Raw genomic sequence first — 21,564 nt, 5'->3', positions numbered from 1 at the left:
CAGGCCGGCCGCAGGGCCGGGAACGACGCACGCACCGCACCGCGGCCGCGGAGGGCGCCCTCAGGGGCACCGCCAACGGAACACCAGCCGCCGGGAGGCGGGAAGCGGGCCGGCGGGCCGCCCCTGACCGACCCGCCGACGGACAAACCGGCCGACGCCCGCCGCCGCGCCCTCGGCCGGTACGGCGAAGACCTGGCCACCCGCCGGCTCATCGAGGCCGGAATGCGCATCCTGGACCGCAACTGGCGCTGCCGCGACGGAGAGATCGACATCGTCGCCGCCGACGGAGACGCCCTGGTGGTCTGCGAGGTCAAGACCCGCCGCGCCGGCTGGTACGAACACCCCATGGCGGCCGTCTGCCCCGAGAAGACCGCCCGCCTGCGGCTGCTCGCGGAACGCTGGCTGGAACAGCACGGCGGCCCGCCGCCCGGAGGCGTACGGATCGACGTGATCGGCGTCCTGCTTCCGGCCCGCGGCGCCCCGGTCGTCCAGCACGCCCGAGGGGTGGCCTGATGGGATTCGCCCGGACCTGCTCCGTCGCCCTGGTCGGCGTCGAAGGCGTCGTCGTCGAGGTCCAGGCCGACCTGGAACCCGGCGTCGCCGCCTTCACCCTCGTCGGACTCCCCGACAAGAGCCTCATCGAGTCCCGCGAGCGGGTGCGGGCCGCGGTCGTGAACTCCGGCGCCGAGTGGCCGCAGAAAAAACTCACCGTCGGCCTCAGCCCGGCCTCCGTGCCCAAAGGCGGCAGCGGATTCGACCTCGCCGTCGCCTGCGCGGTCCTCGGCGCCGCCGAACGCCTCGACCCCCGCGAACTCACCGACCTGATGATGATCGGCGAACTCGGCCTGGACGGCCGGGTCCGGCCCGTCCGCGGCGTGCTGCCCGCCGTGCTGGCCGCCGCCGACGCCGGATACCGCCAGGTCGTCGTCCCGGAACAGACCGCCGCCGAAGCCTCGCTGGTCCCCGGCGTCTCCGTCCTCGGAATCCGCAGCCTGCGCCAGCTCATCGCCGTCCTCGCCGACGAACCGGTGCCCGACGAGGAAGACCCCCGCGAGGAAGGGCGCCCCGACCCGCTCCTCGCCGGCCTGGTCGTGCCCGGCACCGGCGCCGGCGCGGGCCTGCCGGCCGGTGACCACACTCCCGATCTCGCCGACGTCGCAGGCCAGCACAGCGCCCGCCGCGCCCTGGAGGTCGCCGCCGCCGGACGCCACCACATCTTCTTCAAGGGCCCGCCCGGCGCCGGCAAGACCATGCTCGCCGAACGCCTCCCAGGGCTGCTGCCACCGCTGTCCTCCAAGGAGTCCCTGGAGGTCACCGCCGTCCACTCGGTGGCCGGCACCCTCCCGCCCGGAGGGCCACTCGTCCACCGGCCGCCCTACTGCGCCCCGCACCACTCCGCGACGATGGCCTCCCTGGTGGGCGGCGGCACCGGACTGCCCCGCCCCGGAGCCGTGTCCCTGGCCCACCACGGCGTGCTCTTCGTGGACGAGGCCGCCGAATGCAGCCCCCGCGTCCTGGACGCACTGCGCCAGCCACTCGAATCCGGCCATGTCGTCGTCGCCCGCGCGGCGGGCATGATGCGCATGCCCGCCCGCTTCCTCCTCGCCCTCGCAGCCAACCCCTGCCCCTGCGGACGCCACGGCACCACCGGCGGCGGCTGCGAATGCCGCCCGTCCTCCATCCGCCGCTACCGCGCCCGGCTCTCCGGACCCCTGATGGACCGGGTGGACCTCCGCATCGCCGTGGAGCCGGTCGCCCGCTCCGAACTCGTCGCCCTCGGTCGCGGCGCCGAAGCCACCGCGACCGTCGCCGCCCGCGTCCAGGCCGCCCGTGAGCGCGCCGCGGCCCGCCTCGCCGACACCCCGTGGCAGACCAACAGCGAAGTACCCGGCCATGAACTGCGCACCCGCTGGCACGTCCAACCCGGCGCTCTGGCCCCGGCGGAGCGCGACCTCGAATGCGGCCTCCTCACCGCCCGCGGCCTCGACCGCGTCCTCCGCGTCGCCTGGACCGCCGCCGATCTCGCCGGCCGCGACCGCCCCACCCTCGACGACGTCAACTGGGCCCTGGAGCTCCGCACCGGCGTACGCCGCGGCGCACCGACGGCAGCGGGCGCAGGCGGCCTCACCCGCAAGCCCCCCACGGCCGCCACGTCACCCCGCGGGCAGGCACAGCGATGACCAGGACCGACGCATGGGGCTTCGGCACAGAAGAACCGTCCGCCGCCACGGAGAGCTGCCGGGGCCACGAACCCGCTCCGACAGCCGAGCGGTGCCACAGCACGCCCCCACCGAGCACGACCCCATCGGGCGGGCCGCGCCCCGCAGGGCCGGCGGCAACCGGACAACGGCTTTCCTCCCGCCGTCCGGGACATGATCCGCAGCGCATCGCCCGCGCGGCCCTCACCCGCATCCTCGAACCGGGTGAGGAAACCACCGGCCGCTGGCTGCGCGAGATGGGCCCGGTGGCGCTCTGGCACGCCCTCGCCGACGACGCGGCTGACCCGCCCGCGGGCGCGACCCCGGCCAAGATCGCGGGCCTGCGCCTGCGCGCCGCCCGGGCGCGCCCCACCGCGGACCTCGACACCATGACCGCGCTCGGCGGCCGGTTCGTCTGCCCCGGGGACGAGGAATGGCCCCGCCAGCTCGACGATCTCGGTGACGCCCGCCCCATCGGCCTGTGGGTACGCGGCGGTGCCAACCTCAGACTGTGGGCGCTGCGCTCCGTCGCCGTCGTCGGCGCCCGGGCCTGCACCGAATACGGCGCGCACCTCGCCACCACCCTCGGCGCCGGATTCGCTGACCGCGGCTGGACCGTGGTCTCCGGCGCCGCCTACGGCATCGACGGCGCGGCCCACCGCGGCGCGCTGGCCGCCGACGGCGCGACCATCGCCGTCATGGCCTCCGGCGTCGACCACGCCTACCCTCGGGGTCACACCGAGTTGATCGGCCGGATCGCCGAACAGGGCTTGGTGGTCGCCGAGTTACCGCCCGGCGACCACCCCACCCGCAGCCGCTTCATCCAGCGCAACCGCGTCATCGCGGCACTCACCCGAGGCACCGTCGTCGTGGAGGCCGAACTCCGCAGCGGCTCCCTCGTCACCGCCCGGCGAGCGCTGGCCCTCGGCCGCTTCACGATGGGCGTGCCGGGCCCGGTCACCAGCAGCCTGTCCGCCGGTGTGCATCAACTGCTGCGCGGCGAGGCCGTGGTGGTCACCGATGCCGACGAGGTCATCGAACTCGTCGGCAGCATCGGCGACCTGGCCCCCGAGCGGCAGGGCCCGACCCGCCTGCGCGACCTCCTGGACCCCCTCGCGACCCGCGTACTGGAGGCGCTCCCCGCGCGCGGCGCCGCGGACACCGTCCGGCTGGCGGAGGAAGCCGGCACGCCCCGCGATGTCACCCAGAGCAAACTCTTCGAGCTGTTGTCCCTCGGATTCGTGCAAAGGTGCGGTGATCGCTGGGAGTTGGCGCGACGCGCCGAGGCGACCGGAGCTTCCCGGCGAGGCGGTGCTTGACCTGGGGCGAACGGGTGAAAGGGTGAGGGGAATGACCGCAGAATCCAGGTTTGCCGTGCTTCGGGCACGGGGCCCGATCCGTGGGGAGACGGCGATGAGGTGCAGGAAAGGCGCGAGGTTCCGCACGCCGTGTCACCGCCTCCGGCCGCACGGCCCTCCCGGGCCCGCGCCCGGCTCTCTGCCCGGGCGCCGCCACGCCGTACGGGGTAACCCTGAGGTGCGGGCAGCGGAACGTATCTGCGCACGCCCGAACCTGCCGTCCTCGCGCACCGCGACGCTTCGGTCACGCTACGCTCACAGGCAATTCAACCCCCAGACATCCACCCACCCGCGTCTCGGCAGAACGGCTCAAGGCGACGAATGCCCCAGCACACCTCCGGGTCTGACCGTGCGGCTGTACCACCCGCCGCGCGCGGCAGCGTGCGCCCCGCCCCGCCCACCTCGCTCGACGAGCTGTGGCGCTCCTACAAGGCGTCGGGTGACGGGCGGCTGCGGGAACAGCTGATCCTGCACTACTCGCCGCTGGTCAAGTACGTCGCCGGCCGCGTCAGCGTCGGCCTGCCCCCCAACGTCGAGCAGGCCGACTTCGTCTCCTCCGGAGTCTTCGGACTGATCGACGCCATCGAGAAGTTCGAACCCGAGCGCGCCATCAAGTTCGAGACCTACGCCATCACCCGCATCCGCGGCGCGATGATCGACGAACTGCGCGCACTGGACTGGATCCCGCGCTCCGTCCGGCAGAAGGCCCGCGCCGTCGAACGCGCCTACGCCACCCTCGAAGCGCAACTGCGCCGTACCCCGTCCGAGGCGGAGGTCGCCGAGGAGATGGGCATCGCGCTGGAGGAACTCCACGGCGTGTTCAGCCAGCTGTCGCTGGCGAACGTGGTGGCGCTGGAAGAACTGCTGCACGTCGGCGGAGAGGGGGGCGAACGGCTGAGCCTGATGGACACCCTTGAGGACACGGCCGCCGAGAACCCCGTCGAGATCGCCGAGGACCGCGAGCTGCGACGGCTGCTCGCGCGCGCCATCAACACCCTTCCCGAACGCGAGAAGACCGTGGTCACGCTCTACTACTACGAAGGGCTCACACTCGCCGAGATCGGCAACGTCCTCGGCGTCACGGAGAGCAGGGTCAGCCAGATCCACACCAAGTCCGTACTCCAGCTCAGAGCGAAGCTCGCCGACGTCGGACGCTGAGTCACCTCCCGGACGTCGGGGCTGCCCGCCGGGCCGTGTTGCCATGCGGAGTGCCACGACGGGCACGCCATCCGTAGAGTGGTGATGTGCCCAGGATTCGAGCGGCCTCTGTGGCCGAGCACCGGACGATGCAGCGCGGCGCCCTCTTGGACGCCGCCCGCACCCTGCTGTCCGAAGGCGGTACGGAAGCGCTGACCTTCCCCGCCCTCGCCGAGCGCACGGGCCTCGCGCGCTCCTCCGTGTACGAGTACTTCCGCTCGCGCGCCGCTGTCGTCGAAGAGCTGTGCGCCGTCGATTTCCCGGTCTGGGCCGCCGAGGTGGAAGCGGCGATGGAGCGCGTCGACACGCCCGAGGGGAAGATCGAGGCGTATGTGCGACGGCAGCTCGCCCTCGTCGGCGACCGGCGCCACCGTGCCGTCGTCGCCATCTCGGCCGGCGAACTGGACGCCGGAGCACGCGAGAAGATCCGCGCGGCGCATGGCGGGCTGATCGCCATGATCGTCGAGGCGCTCGCCGCCCTCGGCCACGCACAACCCCGACTCGCGGCCATGCTCCTCCAGGGAGTCGTCGACGCCGCGGTCCGCCGCATCGAACTCGGTGCCGCAGAGGACCCGGACGAGATCACGGAGGCGGCGGTGGCGATGGCGCTGCGCGGGGTTCGCGGCTGACTCGGGGGCTTCTCTCTCCCCCCCCGGGCCCCCGGCCCACCCACCCACCTCCACCACCTCCACGCTCGTTCAGCCCGCAGCCCGCAGCCCGCAGCCCGCAGCCCGCAGCCCGCAGCCCGCAGCCCGCAGCCCGCAGCCCGCAGCCCGCGCCGGCCGACGAGCAGCACGCCTTGTCGCGTAGGCGCTACCTGTGCGGTTTGCTCAGCAGGGTCGCCGACGCGGCGCAGGTCGACAGTCGATAGCGGTGCGAAACGACATCGCCCCGTGGCCTGTCCCGGCGCATTCAGGCTGGCGGCCCGGCCACCTCGTGATCGTGGGCCGCCCGCCGAGGGCTGGGTCGCCTTCCCCTCCTTTGCACTACACCCCCTCCTCGATATCCGTAGGGCGGGCCCTACGGAGACGGCCGAGTGCCCAGATTGCCGCCGCCGCGAGTCCGCCGGCTGTCATGAGGGCGGCTCCTGTTGGCGCAGAGCTTCCCTTCCGAGCTGCTGGTTTCGTAGGTAGCGAGGAATCCCCCGGCTCTGCCGATCCTGGCTGGTGGGGAACCGTGCCGGCGCTCGCCGGTACGGGGATCCCGAAGATCGGCAGTAGTCGTGAGGGGCCGCCGCGGAGCATGCTGCGGGGCAGTAGGGACAGCGGATCCAGATAGCTCTTGCCGCGGCGCAGTCCCCAGTGGAGGCATGGCGCCCGGCAGTGGAATGGCCCGTGCTGCAGGACGGCAACTTGCTGACCTGCGATGACGTGCTGGCCCTTGTGAACCGTGGGGCGCACGGGCTCGTACGTGGTGCGTAAGGGGGGACGGCCCGAGCCGGACACCTCGATCGTCAGGACGCCACGGCCCGCGACGGTCCCCGCGAACGCAACCCGGCCGGGCGCCGCCGCTCGCACCGGGGCGCCCGAGGACGCAGCGAGGTCCACGCCTCGGTGCCCGGCCGCCCAAGGGGAAGGGGGCGGCTCCCAGCCGCGCACCACCGTGGGCCCTATGCCCGCGGCTCCCCCCACCGGCCACGACCGGTCTGCACCTGGTGGATGGTCGTCCCGTGCCGCTGCTTCCTGTCGCCCCGGGGTTCCAGGCGAGACGTCGGGAGGTGCCGGATCCCTGGAGCGCGCTGCCGACCTCGGGTAGGCCGCGTCCCTGGGCCGAGCAGTGGTCCCCGGGCGTCCTGCGTCGCTGCGCCGGGCTGTGGTCCGGGAGCGTGTCGTGTCTCCGGGGCGCCGCACCTCCTTGCCGCCTACCACCCCCGCCACCACTGCCCGCCTCTGCGCTCCGCTCACTCTGCCCGCTGCCTGGGTCGCCCCTTCGGCGTGCGCCGCGCCTACCGCAGGCTGGCCCGGCTTCTGTGCCGCACCCGGCTCCGCCCTCGCGCCCGCAGCGGTGGACGGAGCGGTGGCGATCGCCGGTGTGGGGGACAGGGCGGTGAGCACCGCGGCGACGGCGGGTGCCAGTACTGCGGTGACAGCGCGGGCCGGGAAGAAGCAGCTCGGTCCGGGACCGGCCGGTCCTCCGGGCGGGGCCGGCGGTAAGGGAGCAGGCGGGCGGAAGCGTGGCGGGGGAGGGACCGCCGGCGGGACGACCGGGGCCGGAGGAGGCGAAGAAGAGGGACAGCGCGGGGGCGAGGAGCAGGGTGAGGGAGGCGGAGGAGGCGGAGTGGGGCGCGGCCAGGGAGCAAGCGAGACCGAAGGTGACCCGCGGCCCGACCACGAACACGAGCACCGCCCCAGGGTTCGCCCGATGCCGCACGACGGAGGCTGCACCCGGGCACGACACGATGGCGCCTCCCAGGAATCGCCCGGCGGCGCGCCCAGTCCGGTGTCGCGTGACAAGTTCCGGCGCGGGCTCTCTCCGGTCTCTTGCGGTGGCTTCCGCCGCGAGACCCGTCCGGCCTCGTGTGGGGGGATCTGCTGTGGGACCCACCCGGTCTGGTGTGGGGGGCTCTGCCGTGGGACCCGCCCGGCATGGTGTGAAGGGTCCTGCCGCAGGACCCGTCCGGTCTCGTGTGAAGGATTCTGCCGCAGGACCCGTCCGGTCTCGTCCGGCCGGTTCCGCAGCGGCGGGGTCTGTCGTGTGTTTCGTCGCATGCACCGACCGTGGCGCAGTCCGGCGTGTGGTGGGGATCTTGGTCCGGGGCTGTGGACCGGCGGGTGGTTGTGGACAACGGTGTCACCCGTGTGGGGCTCGAAATGGTGCGTGTCGCCCGGTGCATCGGCAGTCCCGTACACTTCTGATGGCGATCCGGGTCACCGGGTCGACTTCGCACGCCCCGCTGTCAGTGCACCAGTCCCTTTTCGGGCAGCACGACGGCCGCGCCCCTCGGTCCTCGGACGGCTCCGCAAGGTGTCTTCCCCGGCAGGTGCGTCGGGGCGTCAGGCACCGCGGCCGACCGGCCGCAGTGGAACCGAGAACAACAAGGAGTACGGCCATGGCCGTCGTCACGATGCGGGAGCTGCTGGAGAGCGGCGTCCACTTCGGGCACCAGACCCGCCGCTGGAACCCGAAGATGAAGCGCTTCATCTTCACCGAGCGCAACGGCATCTACATCATCGACCTGCTCCAGTCGCTGTCGTACATCGACCGCGCCTACGAGTTCGTCAAGGAGACCGTCGCCCACGGCGGCTCGGTCATGTTCGTCGGCACGAAGAAGCAGGCCCAGGAGGCCATTGCCGAGCAGGCGACCCGCGTGGGCATGCCCTACGTGAACCAGCGCTGGCTCGGCGGCATGCTGACCAACTTCTCGACCGTCTACAAGCGCCTGCAGCGCCTGAAGGAGCTCGAGCAGATCGACTTCGAGGATGTGGCCGCCTCCGGCCTCACCAAGAAGGAGCTCCTGGTCCTCTCCCGCGAGAAGGCCAAGCTGGAGAAGACCCTGGGCGGTATCCGCGAGATGCAGAAGGTGCCCAGCGCCGTCTGGATCGTGGACACCAAGAAGGAGCACATTGCCGTCGGTGAGGCGCGCAAGCTCAACATCCCGGTCGTCGCGATCCTCGACACCAACTGCGACCCGGACGAGGTCGACTACAAGATCCCGGGCAACGACGACGCGATCCGCTCCGTCACCCTGCTCACCCGCGTGATCGCCGACGCCGTCGCCGAGGGCCTCATCGCCCGCTCCGGCGCTGCCACCGGCGACCAGAAGCCCGGCGACAAGGCTGCCGCCGAGCCGCTGGCCGAGTGGGAGCGTGACCTGCTCGAGGGCGAGAAGAAGGCTGACGACGAGGCCCCCAAGGCCGAGGAGAAGCCCGCCGAGGCCCCCGCCGCTGAGGCTCCTGCCGCCGAGGCCCCCGCCGCCGAGGCCGAGAAGCCGGCCGAGCAGGCCTGACCCGCAGCATCCGGTTGACGACGGCGGGGGAGGGCGCCACAAGCGCCGCCCCCGCCGTCCACCCGTAGATCTTTCGACTTCGAGATTTCGAGAAGAGATTCACAGACCATGGCGAACTACACCGCCGCTGACGTCAAGAAGCTCCGCGAGCTCACCGGCGCCGGCATGATGGACTGCAAGAAGGCCCTGGACGAGGCCGAGGGCAACGTCGACAAGGCCGTCGAGGCGCTGCGCATCAAGGGCCAGAAGGGCGTCGCCAAGCGCGAGGGCCGTTCCGCCGAGAACGGCGCGGTGGTCTCCCTCGTCGCCGACGACAACACCTCCGGTGTCATCGTCGAGCTGAAGTGCGAGACGGACTTCGTCGCCAAGGGCGAGAAGTTCCAGGCCGTCGCCAACGAGATCGCCGCGCACGTCGCGAAGACCTCCCCGGCCGACATCGAGGCCCTGCTCGCCTCCGAGATCGAGGCCGGCAAGACCGTCCAGGCGTTCGTCGACGAGGCCAACGCCACGCTGGGCGAGAAGATCGTCCTGGACCGCTTCGCGCAGTTCTCCGACGGCTTCGTGTCGGTGTACATGCACCGCACCATGCCCGACCTTCCCCCGCAGATCGGTGTCCTCGTCGAGCTCGACAAGGAGAACGCCGAGGTCGCCAAGGGCATCGCGCAGCACATCGCCGCGTTCGCCCCGAAGTACCTGGCCAAGGACGACGTCCCGGCCGAGGTCGTCGAGGCCGAGCGCCGTGTCGCCGAGGAGACCACCCGCGCGGAGGGCAAGCCCGAGGCCGCTCTTCCGAAGATCGTCGAGGGTCGCCTCAACGGCTTCTTCAAGGACGCGACGCTGCTCGGCCAGCCGTACGCGCTCGACAACAAGAAGTCCGTCGAGAAGGTCCTCCAGGAGGCCGGTGTCACCCTGAAGCGCTTCGCGCGCATCAAGGTCGGCATCTGAGCCTGTCGCGAAGGCAGCGAATGACCTGCGACCCCGCTAGGGTCGTACGCAGTCGGCCGCTCAACGGCCGGCCGCAGATGTGACGAGGAGGCCATTGCCGCACAGGGATCTGAACCAGACCCACGGCAATGGCCTTCTTCGTATGTGCACGAGGAGAGCTCAATGATTCACGGTGCCGACGGCGCGCACGCAGACCATTCCGGCCACGGCGGCAGGCGACGCTTCCTGCTGAAGCTGTCGGGCGAAGCATTCGCCGGCGGCGGCGGACTGGGCGTCGACCCCGACGTCGTGCACGCGATGGCCCGCGAGATCGCCGCCGTGGTGCGCGACGGCTACGAGATCGCCATCGTGATCGGCGGCGGCAACTTCTTCCGTGGCGCTGAACTCCAGCAGCGCGGCATGGACCGCGCCCGCTCCGACTACATGGGCATGCTGGGCACGGTCATGAACTGCCTGGCCCTCCAGGACTTCCTGGAGAAGGAGGGCATCGACTCCCGCGTCCAGACGGCCATCACCATGGGACAGGTGGCGGAGCCGTACATTCCGCTGCGTGCGGTGCGCCATCTGGAGAAGGGCCGGGTCGTGATCTTCGGCGCCGGCATGGGCATGCCGTACTTCTCCACGGACACCACCGCCGCCCAGCGCGCCCTGGAGATCGACGCCGAGGCCATGCTGATGGGCAAGAACGGGGTGGACGGCGTCTACGACTCCGACCCCAAGAAGAACCCGGACGCGGTGAAGTTCGACGCCCTCGAATACGGCGAGGTCATCACCCGGGATCTGAAGATCGCCGACGCCACCGCCATCACGCTGTGCCGGGACAACAAGCTCCCGATCCTCGTCTTCGAGCTGCTCGCCGAGGGCAACATCGCGCGCGCGGTGAAGGGTGAGAAGATCGGCACGCTCGTCAGCGATCAGGGCACCCGGGCCTGACGGCCCCAACTGCCGTGGTTCCGTACGGGCATCGGCCTGTACGGGCGGCAGCTCCCGCACCGGGGGAGACCCTGGTACGGGGATGGACAACGGCCTGCCGGTCGGACACCGTGCAGGAGAAGACGCGCGGCAGGGGCGAGGCTCTGCTTCTTACCGAAAAGACCAGGAGCAAGTGGTGATCGAAGAGATCCTCCTCGAGGCCGAGGAGAAGATGGAGAAGGCCGTCGTGGTCGCCAAGGAGGACTTCGCCGCGATTCGCACCGGGCGTGCGCACCCGGCGATGTTCAACAAGATCGTGGCGGACTACTACGGTGCGATGACGCCGATCAACCAGCTGGCGTCGTTCTCGGTGCCCGAACCGCGGATGGCCGTGGTGACCCCGTTCGACAAGAGCGCGCTGCGCAACATCGAGCAGGCCATCCGCGACTCCGACCTCGGCGTCAACCCGAGCAACGACGGCAATATCATCCGGGTGACGTTCCCCGAGCTGACCGAGGAGCGCCGCAAGGAGTTCATCAAGGTCGCCAAGAACAAGGGCGAGGACGCGAAGATCTCGATCCGCAGCGTCCGGCGCAAGGCCAAGGAGACCCTCGACAAGCTGGTCAAGGACAAGGAGACCGGCGAGGACGAGGTGCGCCGCGCCGAGAAGGAGCTCGACGACACCACCGCGAAGTACGTCGCGCAGGTGGACGAGCTCCTCAAGCACAAGGAATCCGAGCTCCTCGAGGTCTGATGAACGAGTCTTCCTGGGGGGCCGCCCCGCCCGGCGCCGGTCAATGGGGGCGCCCCGAGCACGCACCGGCCCCCTCGCTCCGCGGGGCGGCGCCCCCCGCCCCGGCGGGTCCCGTGCACGACTGGGGCGACGCGGCGCAGACTCGGCCCATGCCCTTCGTACCCGGGCCGGGCGGACACCAGGACGACGACCGGGAACATCGGGACATCCGGGATAGCCGGGACCACCTGGACGACCGGGGGGCTGCTCGACTGAGCGGCCCCCTGTTCCGCGACGAAAAGCCGCAGGAGCCCATGCCCACCTCTCTTTCCGGGTCCGACAGCTCGCCGGACTCAGAGAAGCCGAAGAAGAAGAGCGCGGGCCGCAACCTGCGCGCCGCGATAGGGGTCGGTATCGGCCTCGGCGTGATCATCGTTGCGTCGCTCTTCGTCTACAAGCCCGTGTTCATCGGCGTGATAGCGGTCGCCGTCGTCGTGGGCCTGTGGGAGCTGACCTCGCGGCTGGCGGAGCGCAAGGACATCAAGGTGCCGCTGGTGCCGCTCGCGGTCGGCGGCACCGCCATGGTGGCCGCCGGATACATCCGCGGTGCCGAGGGCGCCTGGGTGGCGATGGCGCTCACCGCGCTCGCCGTCCTCGTCTGGCGGATGACCGAGGCGCCCGAGAACTACCTGCGGGATGTCACCGCCGGTGTCTTCGCGGCGTTCTACGTGCCGTTCCTCGCGACGTTCGTGGCGCTGATGCTCGCCGCCGAGCCCGACGGGCCGGAGCGGGTGCTGACCTTCCTGCTGCTCACGGTCGTCAGCGACACCGGTGCGTACGCGGTCGGCTGGCGGTTCGGCAAGCACAAGCTCGCCCCGCGCATCAGCCCCGGCAAGACCCGCGAGGGACTCGTCGGCGCGGTGCTCTTCGCGATGGTGGCCGGCGCGCTGTGCATGGAGTTCCTGATCGCGCACGGTGCCTGGTGGCAGGGCCTGCTGCTCGGCCTCGCGGTCGCGGCCAGCGCCACCCTCGGCGACCTCGGCGAATCCATGATCAAGCGTGATCTCGGCATCAAGGACATGGGCACCCTGCTCCCCGGTCACGGCGGCATCATGGACCGCCTCGACTCCCTGCTGCCGACCGCCCCGGTCGTCTGGCTGCTGTTCGTGGTCTTCGTGGGAGCCGGCTGATCACAGGGCTTTCGCAGGGGAGAGCCCGGGAACGGGCGCTGTCCCGCTGATCGCCTTCCCGCGTACGTTCCCCGCGGACGAAGGGGAAGCCGGGCTCCCGCCGCACGTGAGGGGTCTGCCGCATGGGCGGCAGGCCCCTTTTCGTGTGTCTGTGCCCACTGGCATGTCCCCTGCAACGGGCCCGGAGAATCCGCTCTCCGAAGGTGACCGTGGGCCCCGGTCAGCGGCTCTGCCGCCGGCCGGGACACGTCCCGGCCGCCCTCCTGGGCCCACGCGGTCCGGCGCGGGCCCTGCCCGGGGCAGCGGCTCCCTCGTTTGCCGGCTTCGGAGTCATCCGTCGGCGGCTCACATACCGCCGCCCGAGGTGCCGCCGCCGGGAGGAGCGGTGGTGCTCGGCGGAGCGGTGGTGCTCGGCGGTGCCGTGGTGCTGGGCGGTGCCGTGGTGCTGGGCGGAGCGGTCGTGCTCGGGGGAGCGGTGGTGCTGGGCGGTGCGGTGGTGCTCGGCGGAGCCGTCGTGCTGGGCGGCGCCGTCGTGCTGGGCGGTGCCGTCGTGGTCGGCGGTGCCGTGGTGCTGGGCGGTGCCGTGGTCATCGGCGGTGCGGTGGTGGTCGGCGGAGCCGTGCCGCCACCGGGTGTCGTGCCGGCGCCCGTCGTGGTGGTCGCGCCCGTGGTGGTCGCGCCCGTCGTGACGCTGGCACCGGTCGTGGTCGTGGTGGCGCCCGTGGTGGTGGCGCCCGTCGTGACGCTGGCACCGGTCGTGGTGGAGGTGGCGCCCGTGGTCGTGGCGCCGGTCGTGCTCCCGCGGCCCACGAAGCCGCCGCCGAAGCTGCAGAGCCTCGGGTTGTTGACGATCCTGCCGGTCCTGACGTTCACCAGGAGGACCCTGCCCGAGCTGTCGCGGATGAACTTGCAGAGGATGTTCGGCCGTGTGTCCGGCTTTGTTGTCGCGCTCTTCGCCGGTTGCGGCGCGGCCGCCACCTCCATGACGCCTCCCGTGCCGGCGAGGACCGCGGCCAGGAGGGACGCTCCGATCACGCGGGGAAGATGCTTCCGGATGCCCGTCGCCATGATGCCTCCTTGAGGGATGGGCTACGTACCTCACCCACCCTGGATAACCAGCCATGACCGCGGCGTTGGCCCGGCGCGACCCCGGCGTGACGCCGCCCGGGCCAACGCCGCGGACGCCAACCGGAAGGACCTCGACCACATGGGGTGACCGTCCACTCACCGGCTCTGACCCGGGCACCCCGAGATGATCTGCCACACTCGACGCACCATGCCTGCACCCGGAGAACTCTGTCTCTGAGGTTGACGAGAAGCCCCCTACCAGCGGTTTTGCTGCCGGTAGGGGGCTTCTTGCCGGGCCGTGGGCCGTGGCTGGGCCGTGAGCGGTTCCAGCAGAACCATCAGCTACTTCAGCGCTGAGGCCACGGCGGCCTCGTGCGAGGGGCAGTAGACGGGAGGCGCTTCGGTGACGAGGGCCAGGCCCTTCACTCCGGGGTACGCGGCCTGAATGGTCTTGAGGACTTCCCGGGGGCTGTCGCCCGCGTCCAGCTCGGTACAAACGAGCTGCCCCTGAACGCCGAGGTCGTCAGCCTCCACCTGCCGGAGTTCGGGAGCGCGAACCTTGACGGCGCCGGCGTATTGCTCGTTCTTGTCGGAGGGCGAGGGCACATCGGCTGAGGCATCCGACGAGGGAGCCGGAGACTTCGAGCCATCAGGGTCCTTGGAAGCCGCGGGCAGTCCGCAGGCGGCACGGGTGGCAGCAACGGAGAACGTGATGGGCCCGTCGCCGTGAGCGTCCTGTTTGCAGATGATCCATGTATCGAAGGTGCGGTCACGGCGATCGGCCTTTGTTTTCGCGTCCTCATATGCCCGCAATGCCATCGACGGGCTCAAGCCGTCCTCTGCTTCGCTTTTGGTCTTGCCGACGTAATCAGCAATGGTTGGACGAGGTGAGGAGGCTTCCTTGGCCTCCTTGTCAGGTGTGGCATCGCCGCACCCTGCCAGGGTGACGAGCAAAGCCGCGCAGGCGGCCGCGGTGCGTCCTCGCATCACCATCATCCCCCTGTTTCCGAATCCCTCAGTCGGCGAACCGTAGCGGTCCGCAGCTGCCGGTGTCCTCAGATTCCACTCAGCTGCAAGACCATGGGCCCGGGGTGTCACTCCGGTTGGAGGAGCTGATCGACTGCCCGTCGTGCGCGCTCACGGCCGGTGAGCATCAGGTGCGCGTAGACGCGGAGCGTCATAGCGGGGACCGAGTGGCCGAGGTACCCACTTATCGCCTTCACGCTCTCGCCGGCGTCCAAGAGCACCGAGGCATAGAAGTGTCGTAGGGCGTGCATGCCGTGTTCCCGTGCGGAGGCATAGGGCTTGCCTGCCTGGGTCTCGGGATGAGGCCGGCAGCAGCGAGAGCGGGCTTCCACTCCTGGACGTCGACTCCTGCTCGACAGCCGCCCGCAGCAGTACCAAGCCCCGCTCTGACACATCCGGTATCCGGCACGCAGGCCAACGGCTGTATCAGCCGCCGCTACGGATCACACCCCACCGGCCCGCCACGCGGGCCTGCGCGGGAGCGGACGCTGATCCGTGGCTGAGGAGGAGCTGTCTGCTGCCGCGATGTGGCTCAGCCCGTCATGGGCGCTCCGCTCAAAACTGGCCCACCGTCGTGGCATATACACGTGCCCTATCCGTGCCGATCAGGGGGGACCACGGGGAACACGGGGAACACGGGGCATCGTCGGGCAGCACGCAGAGAACCGGCCCCCGACCAATTGCTGCTGGTCAAGAGCCGGTTCCGTTACTTCATCTGCGGAGGCTGTGTGATTTGACCCCACGGTGACGTGCCGGGATGCCCTGAATACGGGCTCACTCCTCAACCGCTAGGCGCGCTCCATTGCCAGGCGGCGTCGGTGATGTGGTACGCCGTGAGCGGCATCTGATGACGCGTTTTGCGCTTCACCGAAGTGATACCGATGGGGAGCCTCAGGCTACACCCCAGGCCCAGTTCGAGCAGTGGTATTCGCCGCGGTAGTTCTTTTGCAGGCAAACCCGCATTTTGAACGAGTGGTTCTCGGGCATATTCCTTGTGAAGTGCTTACAGGTGCCTGCTCCGTCAAGATCAGACAAATAGGCGGTCGTGCCGTCCGCGTCTCCAATCTTGACAATTGCTTCGGCGGTCATGCCGTCTGCTTTGAGGTCGCAGACGGTGAAGGCGTCCCCGCGGTCATTGAAGAGCGCCTTCCCTCCGTAGTCCTTCACGTGGTCCGTCGTATGAACCATGGCATCCTGGCCGGCAAAAGCAGGTGAACCGCAGAACACCACAGTTGCTGCGGCAGCAATTCCGGCCGCCGTGAAACCACGTACCCTCATTATTCCCCCATTTCGAATTTGTTCGACTGGTCGTTGGGGGCCGGAAGTATCCGGCGTCGGCGATGCGGGAATGCGCGCCGCACTAAAGGATCCCCCGAGGTCATGATGATCCTATTCAATGACAGGGGCATGCTCAACCTGAAACGGAGGTGGCACGGCCATAAGGCGCGCGAGGCGACTGCGGCATTTGCGCTTGCCTCGCCCAGCAGTCACTGGATCAGGAAGCCGCCGGGCCGTCCCTGGGCCGTGCGAGGTGGGTCAACGATGACAAGTGACGACGGAGGGTGACTATCTCCACCCCGCTGTCACCTGGGGTGCCTCAGACGATCTGCCACACTGGACGCACCATGCCTGCACCCGGAGAACTCACTTTCGTCGCGCCGCGCGGGGCCAAGAAGCCCCCGCGGCACCTTGCCGATCTCAGCCCCGTCGAGCGTCGTGAAGCGGTGGCCGCGATCGGGGAGAAGCCGTTTCGCGCCAAGCAGCTGTCGCAGCACTACTTCGCCCGCTATGCGCACGACCCGGCGCAGTGGACCGACATCCCCGCGGCGGCGCGCGAGAAGCTGGCGAGCCAGCTGCTGCCGGATCTGATGAAGGTCGTCCGGCACATCTCGTGCGACGACGACACCACGCGCAAGACCCTGTGGAAGCTGCACGACGGCACGCTCGTCGAGTCCGTGCTGATGCGCTACCCGGACCGGGTCACCATGTGCATCTCCTCGCAGGCCGGCTGCGGGATGAACTGCCCGTTCTGCGCCACCGGCCAGGCGGGTCTGGACCGCAACCTCTCGACCGCCGAGATCGTGCACCAGATCGTCGACGGCATGCGCGCGCTGCGCGACGGCGAGGTGCCGGGCGGTCCCGCGCGGCTGTCCAACATCGTCTTCATGGGGATGGGCGAGCCGCTCGCCAACTACAAGCGGGTGGTCGGCGCGATCCGGCGGCTGACGGACCCCGAGCCGGACGGGCTGGGCCTCTCCCAGCGGGGTATCACCGTCTCCACCGTCGGCCTGGTCCCGGCGATGCTGCGGTTCGCCGACGAGGGCTTCAAGTGCCGGCTGGCCGTGTCGCTGCACGCTCCCGACGACGAACTGCGCGACACCCTCGTGCCCGTCAACACCCGCTGGAAGGTGCGCGAGGTGCTGGACGCGGCCTGGGAGTACGCCGAGAAGTCCGGGCGGCGGATCTCGATCGAGTACGCGCTGATCCGGGACATCAACGACCAGGCATGGCGCGGTGACCTGCTGGGACGCCTGCTCAAGGGCAAGCGGGTCCATGTGAACCTGATTCCGCTGAACCCGACGCCCGGCTCGAAGTGGACCGCCTCGCGCCCCGAGGACGAGCGGGCGTTCGTCCAGGCCATCGAGGCGCACGGCGTGCCCGTGACCGTCCGCGACACCCGTGGCCAGGAGATCGACGGCGCCTGCGGGCAGCTCGCTGCCTCGGAACGCTGACCGCCCGCTGGTACCGTGTGATCGAACAAATGCACATTCCGACAGGGGAGCGCCACAGCGCTGAGAGTGCGGAAGCGTCGTAGTCCTACGGTGCCCGCAGACCCTTGAACCTCGCCCGGGTCATTCCGGGTAGGAAGTTCGGTCGTCACTCATGCTGTTGCGCCCTGCCCGAAGTCCCCTCACCGCGCCGTCCGGCGCGGTGGGCCGCGGACACCGGGCAGGGCCGCGTCTCTTCCTGGCCAGCCAGGAGGAATCAGTGAGCACCATCAGCAGGATCACCGTCACGGCGCTCGCCGCCGTGGTCGGCATGTCCACGCTCGCGGCATGCGGTGGCGCGGGCGGCGGGGCCGCGGACACCAAGACCGTCACACTCGTCAGCCACGACTCGTTCAACATCTCCAAGTCCGTCCAGGCCGCCTTCGAGAAGGAGAGCGGCTACAAGATCAGGATCCTCAGGGGCGGGGACGCCGGCAAGGCCGTGAACCAGGCGATCCTGTCCAAGGGCAACCCCCAGGGCGACGTCTTCTTCGGCATCGACAACACCCTGCTCTCCCGCGGGCTGCACGAGGGGATCTTCAGCCCCTACCGGGCCAAGGGGCTGGACAAGGTGCCCGCGGCGCTGCAGCTCGACAAGGGCGAACACCGCGTCACCCCGCTGGACTACGGCGACATCTGCGTCAACTACGACCGCGGCTACTTCGCCCGCCACAGGACCGCGCCGCCGAAGAGCTTCGCCGACCTGCTCGAACCCCGGTACAAGGGGCTGCTCGTCACGGAGAACCCCGCCACCTCCTCCCCGGGGCTCGCCTTCCAGCTCGGCACCATCGCCACCTACGGGGAGCACGGCTGGCAGGGCTACTGGAAGAAGCTCAAGGCCAACGGCGTCGAGGTCGTCGACGGCTGGGAACAGGCCTACAACGACCGGTTCTCGGGCTCCGCGGCCGGCAAGGACAAGGGCGACAAGCCACTGGTGGTCTCCTACGCCTCCAGCCCGCCGGCCGAGGTGCTGGGCAAGAAGCCCGCGCCGAAGGAGGCACCCACCGGGGTCGCGACCGGCACCTGCTTCCGCCAGATCGAATTCGGCGGCCTGCTCAAGGGCGCGCGGAACGAGAAGGGCGGCAAGGCGCTGCTGGACTTCCTGGCCGGCCGGAGGTTCCAGGAGGACGTGCCGCTGCGGATGTTCGTCAACCCGGCGCGTACGGACGCCAAGGTGCCGGAGCTGTTCACCAAGTACGGCACCACGATCGGCAGGCCCACGACGCTGCCCCCCGAGACGATCACCAAGAACCGCGAACAGTGGATCAAGCAGTGGTCCTCGCTCGTTCTGAAGTAGCCCGCACCCGGCGCCCGGTGCCCGTACGGGGAACGGCGGTGCGGCTCGGCCTGATGGCGGTGCCGCTCGCCTTCTTCGCGCTGTTCTTCGCCTATCCGGTCGTGGCGATCGTCGGACGCGGCCTCAAGGACGGCGGACAGTGGCAGTTCGGGCGGTTCGGTGCCGTGCTCGGCGACCCGGACATCGCCCACGTGCTGTGGTTCACCGTCTGGCAGGCGGCCGCCTCCACGGCGCTGACCCTGCTGATCGCACTGCCCGGCGCCTACGTCTTCGCGCGCTTCGCCTTCCCCGGCAAGCAGCTGCTGCGGGCGGTGGTGGCGGTGCCGTTCGTGCTGCCGACCGTCGTCGTCGGCTCGGCCTTCCTGGCGCTGGTCGGGCGGGGCGGGCTGCTGGACGAGCTGTGGGGCCTGCGCCTGGACACCTCGGTGTGGGCGATCCTGCTGGCGCATGTGTTCTTCAACTACGCCGTGGTCGTACGGACCGTCGGCGGGCTCTGGTCCCAGCTCGACCCGCGCCAGGAGGAGGCCGCGCGGATGCTCGGCGCCGGGCGGTTCGAGGCCTGGCGGCGGGTGACGCTGCCGGCCCTGGGGCCCGCCGTCGCGGCCGCCGCGCTGATGGTCTTCCTCTTCACCTTCACCTCCTTCGGGGCGGTGCAGATTCTGGGCGGCCCCACCTTCGCGACGCTGGAGGTGGAGATCTACCGGCAGACCGCGGAGTTCCTCGACCTGCCCACCGCCGCCGTCCTCACCCTGGTCCAATTCGCCGCGGTGCTGGGCGTGCTGGCCCTGCACGCTCTCACCGTGCGCCGCCGGGAGAGCGCCCTGCGGCTGGTGCCCGCCGCGCAGACCGCCCACCGGCCGCGCGGCCGCGGCCAGTGGGCGCTGCTGTGGGGGACGCTCGGCGTCATCACCGTCCTGCTCATCGTGCCGCTCGCCGTGCTCGTGGAGCGGTCGTTCGACGGGCCGGACGGCTACGGAGCGGGCTTCTACACCTCGCTGCGGTCCGCCGCCTCCGCCGACAGCACCTTCGCCGTCGCGCCCCTGGACGCCCTGTGGAACTCCCTCGCCTACGGGGTGGCGGCCACGGCGATCGCGCTGGTGGTGGGCGGGCTGGCGGCCGCCGCGCTGACGCTCCCCCGGCTCCGCGCGGGAGCGTCGGGACGGACGGCCTGCGTCAGCCGGCTCGTCCGCGGCTTCGACGCGCTGCTGATGCTGCCCCTCGGGGTGTCCGCGGTGACCGTCGGCTTCGGGTTCCTGATCAGCCTCGACACGCCCCCGCTCGACCTGCGCGCCTCGTGGTGGCTGGTGCCGCTCGCCCAGGCGCTGGTGGGCGTGCCGTTCGTGGTCCGGACCATGCTGCCGGTCCTGCGGGCGGTCGACGGACGGCTGCGGGAGGCGGCCGCCGTGCTCGGCGCGTCGCCGTGGCGGGTGTGGCGGGAGGTGGACCTGCCGATGGTGCGGCGGGCCCTGCTGATCGCCGCGGGCTTCGCGTTCGCCGTCTCGCTCGGCGAGTTCGGCGCGACGGTCTTCATCGCGCGGCCGGACCAGCCGACACTGCCGGTCGCCGTGGCACGCCTGCTGGGGCGCGCGGGAGAGCTCAACTACGGGCAGGCGATGGCCTTGTCGACCATCTTGATGGTGGTGTGCGCCGCCGCCCTGCTGATACTGGAGCGCCTGCGCCCCCTCGACCACTCCGGGGAGTTCTAGATGACGGCACGGGCCGGGACCACTGCGCAGGAGCTGCTGCGGCTGGGCGGGGTGACCGTCCGCTTCGGCACGGCGGGGCGCCCCGCGCTGGACGCGGTCGACCTCGACGTCGCCGCGCACGAGATCGTGTGCGTCCTGGGGCCGAGCGGCAGCGGCAAGTCCACCCTGCTGAGGGTGGTCGCGGGGCTCCAACAGGCCGACGCGGGGACGGTGTTGCTGGAGGGGCGGGAACAGTCCGGGGTGCCCGCGCACCGGCGCGGGGTGGGCCTGATGTTCCAGGACCACCAGCTCTTCCCGCAGCGGGACGTCGAGGGCAACGTCGCCTTCGGGCTGCGGATGCGGCGTGCCGCCCGCGCGGAGCGGGAGCGCACGGTCGCCGGACTCCTCGACCTCGTCGGCCTGCCGGGCGCCCAGCGGCGCGCCGTGGCCTCGCTGTCCGGCGGCGAGCAGCAGCGGGTCGCGCTGGCCCGCGCGCTGGCCCCCCGCCCCCGCCTGCTGATGCTGGACGAGCCCCTCGGGCAGCTCGACCGCGGGCTGCGCGAACGGCTGGTCGTCGAACTCCGCCGCCTCTTCCGCGAATTGGGCACCACCGTATTGGCGGTCACCCATGACCAGGGCGAGGCCTTCGCGCTCGCCGACCGGGTCGTGGTGATGCAGGACGGCCGGATCGCGCAGACCGGCACCCCGCTGGAGGTCTGGCAGCGGCCGGCCACCGAATTCGTCGCCCGCTTCCTCGGCTTCGACAACGTGGTCGGGGCGACGGTGCAGGGCGAGGCCGCCGCCACCCCCTGGGGCAAGGTGCCGGTCCCGGACGGCACCGCGGACGGGCCGTGCCGCCTGCTCGTCCGCCCGGCCGGGGTGCGGCTGACCACCGCCCCGGAGGGCCTGCCCTGCACGGTCGCGGCCCGCACCTTCCGCGGCACCCATGTCGCGCTGCTGCTCCAGCCGGCCACCGGACCGCAGGTGGAGGCGGCCTGCGCACTGCGGGACGCGCCGGAGGTGGGGGAGCGGGTGGGCATCGCCTTCGCGGCCCGGGACGTGGTGGTGCTGGAGGCGTCGGAAGCGGCGGGGTGAGTGTGCCGGGTGGGGTGAGCGGCTTGAACGGGGCGGGCGGGACCGGCTGAGCGGGCCGGACGAGGCGGGCCGAGCGGGTTCGGTTGAGTGCGTCGGTGCCTGCCCAGCGGGTCGGCCGAGCGCGGAGAGTGGCCGGGCCGGCTACC

General features: G+C 71.0%; 18 protein-coding genes and 1 pseudogene. 15 read left to right on the top strand and 4 right to left on the bottom strand.

Going from position 1 to position 21,564, the window contains the following annotated elements; all coding sequences use genetic code 11:
- The first annotated feature begins 123 nt into the window (after positions 1 to 123).
- The 5 genes from K7396_RS10405 to K7396_RS10385 all read left to right on the top strand — a co-directional run bounded on the left by K7396_RS10405 (position 124) and on the right by K7396_RS10385 (position 5,382).
- Positions 124 to 513, top strand: coding sequence for a YraN family protein (locus K7396_RS10405; protein ID WP_086721210.1), 390 nt, complete (start codon positions 124 to 126; stop codon positions 511 to 513).
- The gene (locus tag K7396_RS10400; protein WP_086721198.1) at positions 513 to 2,180 is read left to right on the top strand and encodes a YifB family Mg chelatase-like AAA ATPase; all 1,668 of its coding nucleotides are present in this window, start codon (positions 513 to 515) and stop codon (positions 2,178 to 2,180) included. The genes K7396_RS10405 and K7396_RS10400 overlap by 1 nt, the downstream gene beginning before the upstream one ends.
- The gene (dprA, locus tag K7396_RS10395) at positions 2,177 to 3,517 is read left to right on the top strand and encodes a DNA-processing protein DprA (RefSeq protein WP_223659847.1); all 1,341 of its coding nucleotides are present in this window, start codon (positions 2,177 to 2,179) and stop codon (positions 3,515 to 3,517) included. The genes K7396_RS10400 and dprA overlap by 4 nt, the downstream gene beginning before the upstream one ends.
- A gap of 360 nt (positions 3,518 to 3,877) precedes the next feature.
- Complete coding sequence (gene whiG, locus K7396_RS10390) at positions 3,878 to 4,714, top strand: RNA polymerase sigma factor WhiG (protein WP_088800290.1); 837 nt, start codon at positions 3,878 to 3,880, stop codon at positions 4,712 to 4,714.
- A 128-nt stretch (positions 4,715 to 4,842) separates the two neighbouring features.
- Positions 4,843 to 5,382, top strand: coding sequence for a TetR/AcrR family transcriptional regulator (locus K7396_RS10385; protein WP_152104866.1), 540 nt, complete (start codon positions 4,843 to 4,845; stop codon positions 5,380 to 5,382).
- A 357-nt stretch (positions 5,383 to 5,739) separates the two neighbouring features.
- Here the strand turns inward: K7396_RS10385 and K7396_RS35945 are convergent, their stop codons facing one another.
- Entirely contained in the window at positions 5,740 to 7,461 is a 1,722-nt protein-coding gene (locus K7396_RS35945; RefSeq protein WP_218039131.1) for a M23 family metallopeptidase, read from the bottom strand.
- 341 nt (positions 7,462 to 7,802) lie between these two features.
- On the opposite strand from K7396_RS35945, the gene rpsB reads away from it, so the two are divergent.
- From rpsB to K7396_RS10350, 6 genes are all read left to right on the top strand, one after another.
- On the top strand, positions 7,803 to 8,699 hold the full coding sequence (gene rpsB / locus K7396_RS10375) for a 30S ribosomal protein S2 (RefSeq protein ID WP_086716960.1): 897 nt from the start codon (positions 7,803 to 7,805) through the stop codon (positions 8,697 to 8,699).
- Positions 8,700 to 8,807: 108 nt separating this feature from the next.
- A complete protein-coding gene (gene tsf / locus K7396_RS10370) occupies positions 8,808 to 9,644 on the top strand; it encodes a translation elongation factor Ts (protein WP_086716961.1) in 837 nt (278 codons plus the stop codon).
- 162 nt (positions 9,645 to 9,806) lie between these two features.
- Positions 9,807 to 10,577 carry a UMP kinase gene (gene pyrH, locus K7396_RS10365; protein WP_086716962.1) on the top strand — a complete coding sequence of 257 codons (771 nt, stop codon included), beginning with the start codon at positions 9,807 to 9,809 and terminating at the stop codon, positions 10,575 to 10,577.
- Between the two features lie 175 nt (positions 10,578 to 10,752).
- On the top strand, positions 10,753 to 11,310 hold the full coding sequence (frr, locus tag K7396_RS10360) for a ribosome recycling factor (protein WP_030087489.1): 558 nt from the start codon (positions 10,753 to 10,755) through the stop codon (positions 11,308 to 11,310).
- Positions 11,310 to 12,479: a phosphatidate cytidylyltransferase gene (locus K7396_RS10355; protein ID WP_174886964.1), complete on the top strand. Its 1,170-nt coding sequence runs from the start codon at positions 11,310 to 11,312 to the stop codon at positions 12,477 to 12,479. The genes frr and K7396_RS10355 overlap by 1 nt, the downstream gene beginning before the upstream one ends.
- A 388-nt stretch (positions 12,480 to 12,867) precedes the next feature.
- Positions 12,868 to 13,560: a hypothetical protein gene (locus K7396_RS10350; protein WP_167392735.1), complete on the top strand. Its 693-nt coding sequence runs from the start codon at positions 12,868 to 12,870 to the stop codon at positions 13,558 to 13,560.
- A gap of 329 nt (positions 13,561 to 13,889) precedes the next feature.
- Here the strand turns inward: K7396_RS10350 and K7396_RS10345 are convergent, their stop codons facing one another.
- From K7396_RS10345 to K7396_RS10335, 3 genes and pseudogenes are all read right to left on the bottom strand, one after another.
- Positions 13,890 to 14,534, bottom strand: coding sequence for a hypothetical protein (locus K7396_RS10345; RefSeq protein WP_143589064.1), 645 nt, complete (start codon positions 14,532 to 14,534; stop codon positions 13,890 to 13,892).
- A gap of 107 nt (positions 14,535 to 14,641) precedes the next feature.
- Positions 14,642 to 14,904, bottom strand: a pseudogene (locus K7396_RS10340) (tyrosine-type recombinase/integrase); the annotation flags it as partial.
- Positions 14,905 to 15,464: 560 nt separating this feature from the next.
- Positions 15,465 to 15,851: a hypothetical protein gene (locus K7396_RS10335; RefSeq protein WP_143589065.1), complete on the bottom strand. Its 387-nt coding sequence runs from the start codon at positions 15,849 to 15,851 to the stop codon at positions 15,465 to 15,467.
- A 347-nt stretch (positions 15,852 to 16,198) separates the two neighbouring features.
- Between K7396_RS10335 and rlmN the strand changes: the two genes are divergently transcribed.
- From rlmN to K7396_RS10315, 4 genes are all read left to right on the top strand, one after another.
- Positions 16,199 to 17,305: a 23S rRNA (adenine(2503)-C(2))-methyltransferase RlmN gene (gene rlmN, locus K7396_RS10330; protein ID WP_086716966.1), complete on the top strand. Its 1,107-nt coding sequence runs from the start codon at positions 16,199 to 16,201 to the stop codon at positions 17,303 to 17,305.
- Between the two features lie 256 nt (positions 17,306 to 17,561).
- Positions 17,562 to 18,638 (top strand): thiamine ABC transporter substrate-binding protein, encoded by a 1,077-nt coding sequence (locus tag K7396_RS10325; protein ID WP_086716967.1) that lies wholly within the window; start codon positions 17,562 to 17,564, stop codon positions 18,636 to 18,638.
- Entirely contained in the window at positions 18,614 to 20,344 is a 1,731-nt protein-coding gene (locus K7396_RS10320; RefSeq protein WP_373866948.1) for an ABC transporter permease, read from the top strand. Before K7396_RS10325 ends, K7396_RS10320 begins: the two co-directional genes overlap by 25 nt.
- Positions 20,345 to 21,418: an ABC transporter ATP-binding protein gene (locus K7396_RS10315; protein ID WP_086716969.1), complete on the top strand. Its 1,074-nt coding sequence runs from the start codon at positions 20,345 to 20,347 to the stop codon at positions 21,416 to 21,418.
- Positions 21,419 to 21,564: the final 146 nt, after the last annotated feature.

Origin of the sequence: Streptomyces angustmyceticus (assembly GCF_019933235.1) — a bacterium.
Lineage (GTDB): Bacteria > Actinomycetota > Actinomycetes > Streptomycetales > Streptomycetaceae > Streptomyces > Streptomyces angustmyceticus.
This window is presented reverse-complemented; position numbering and strand designations above follow the sequence as displayed.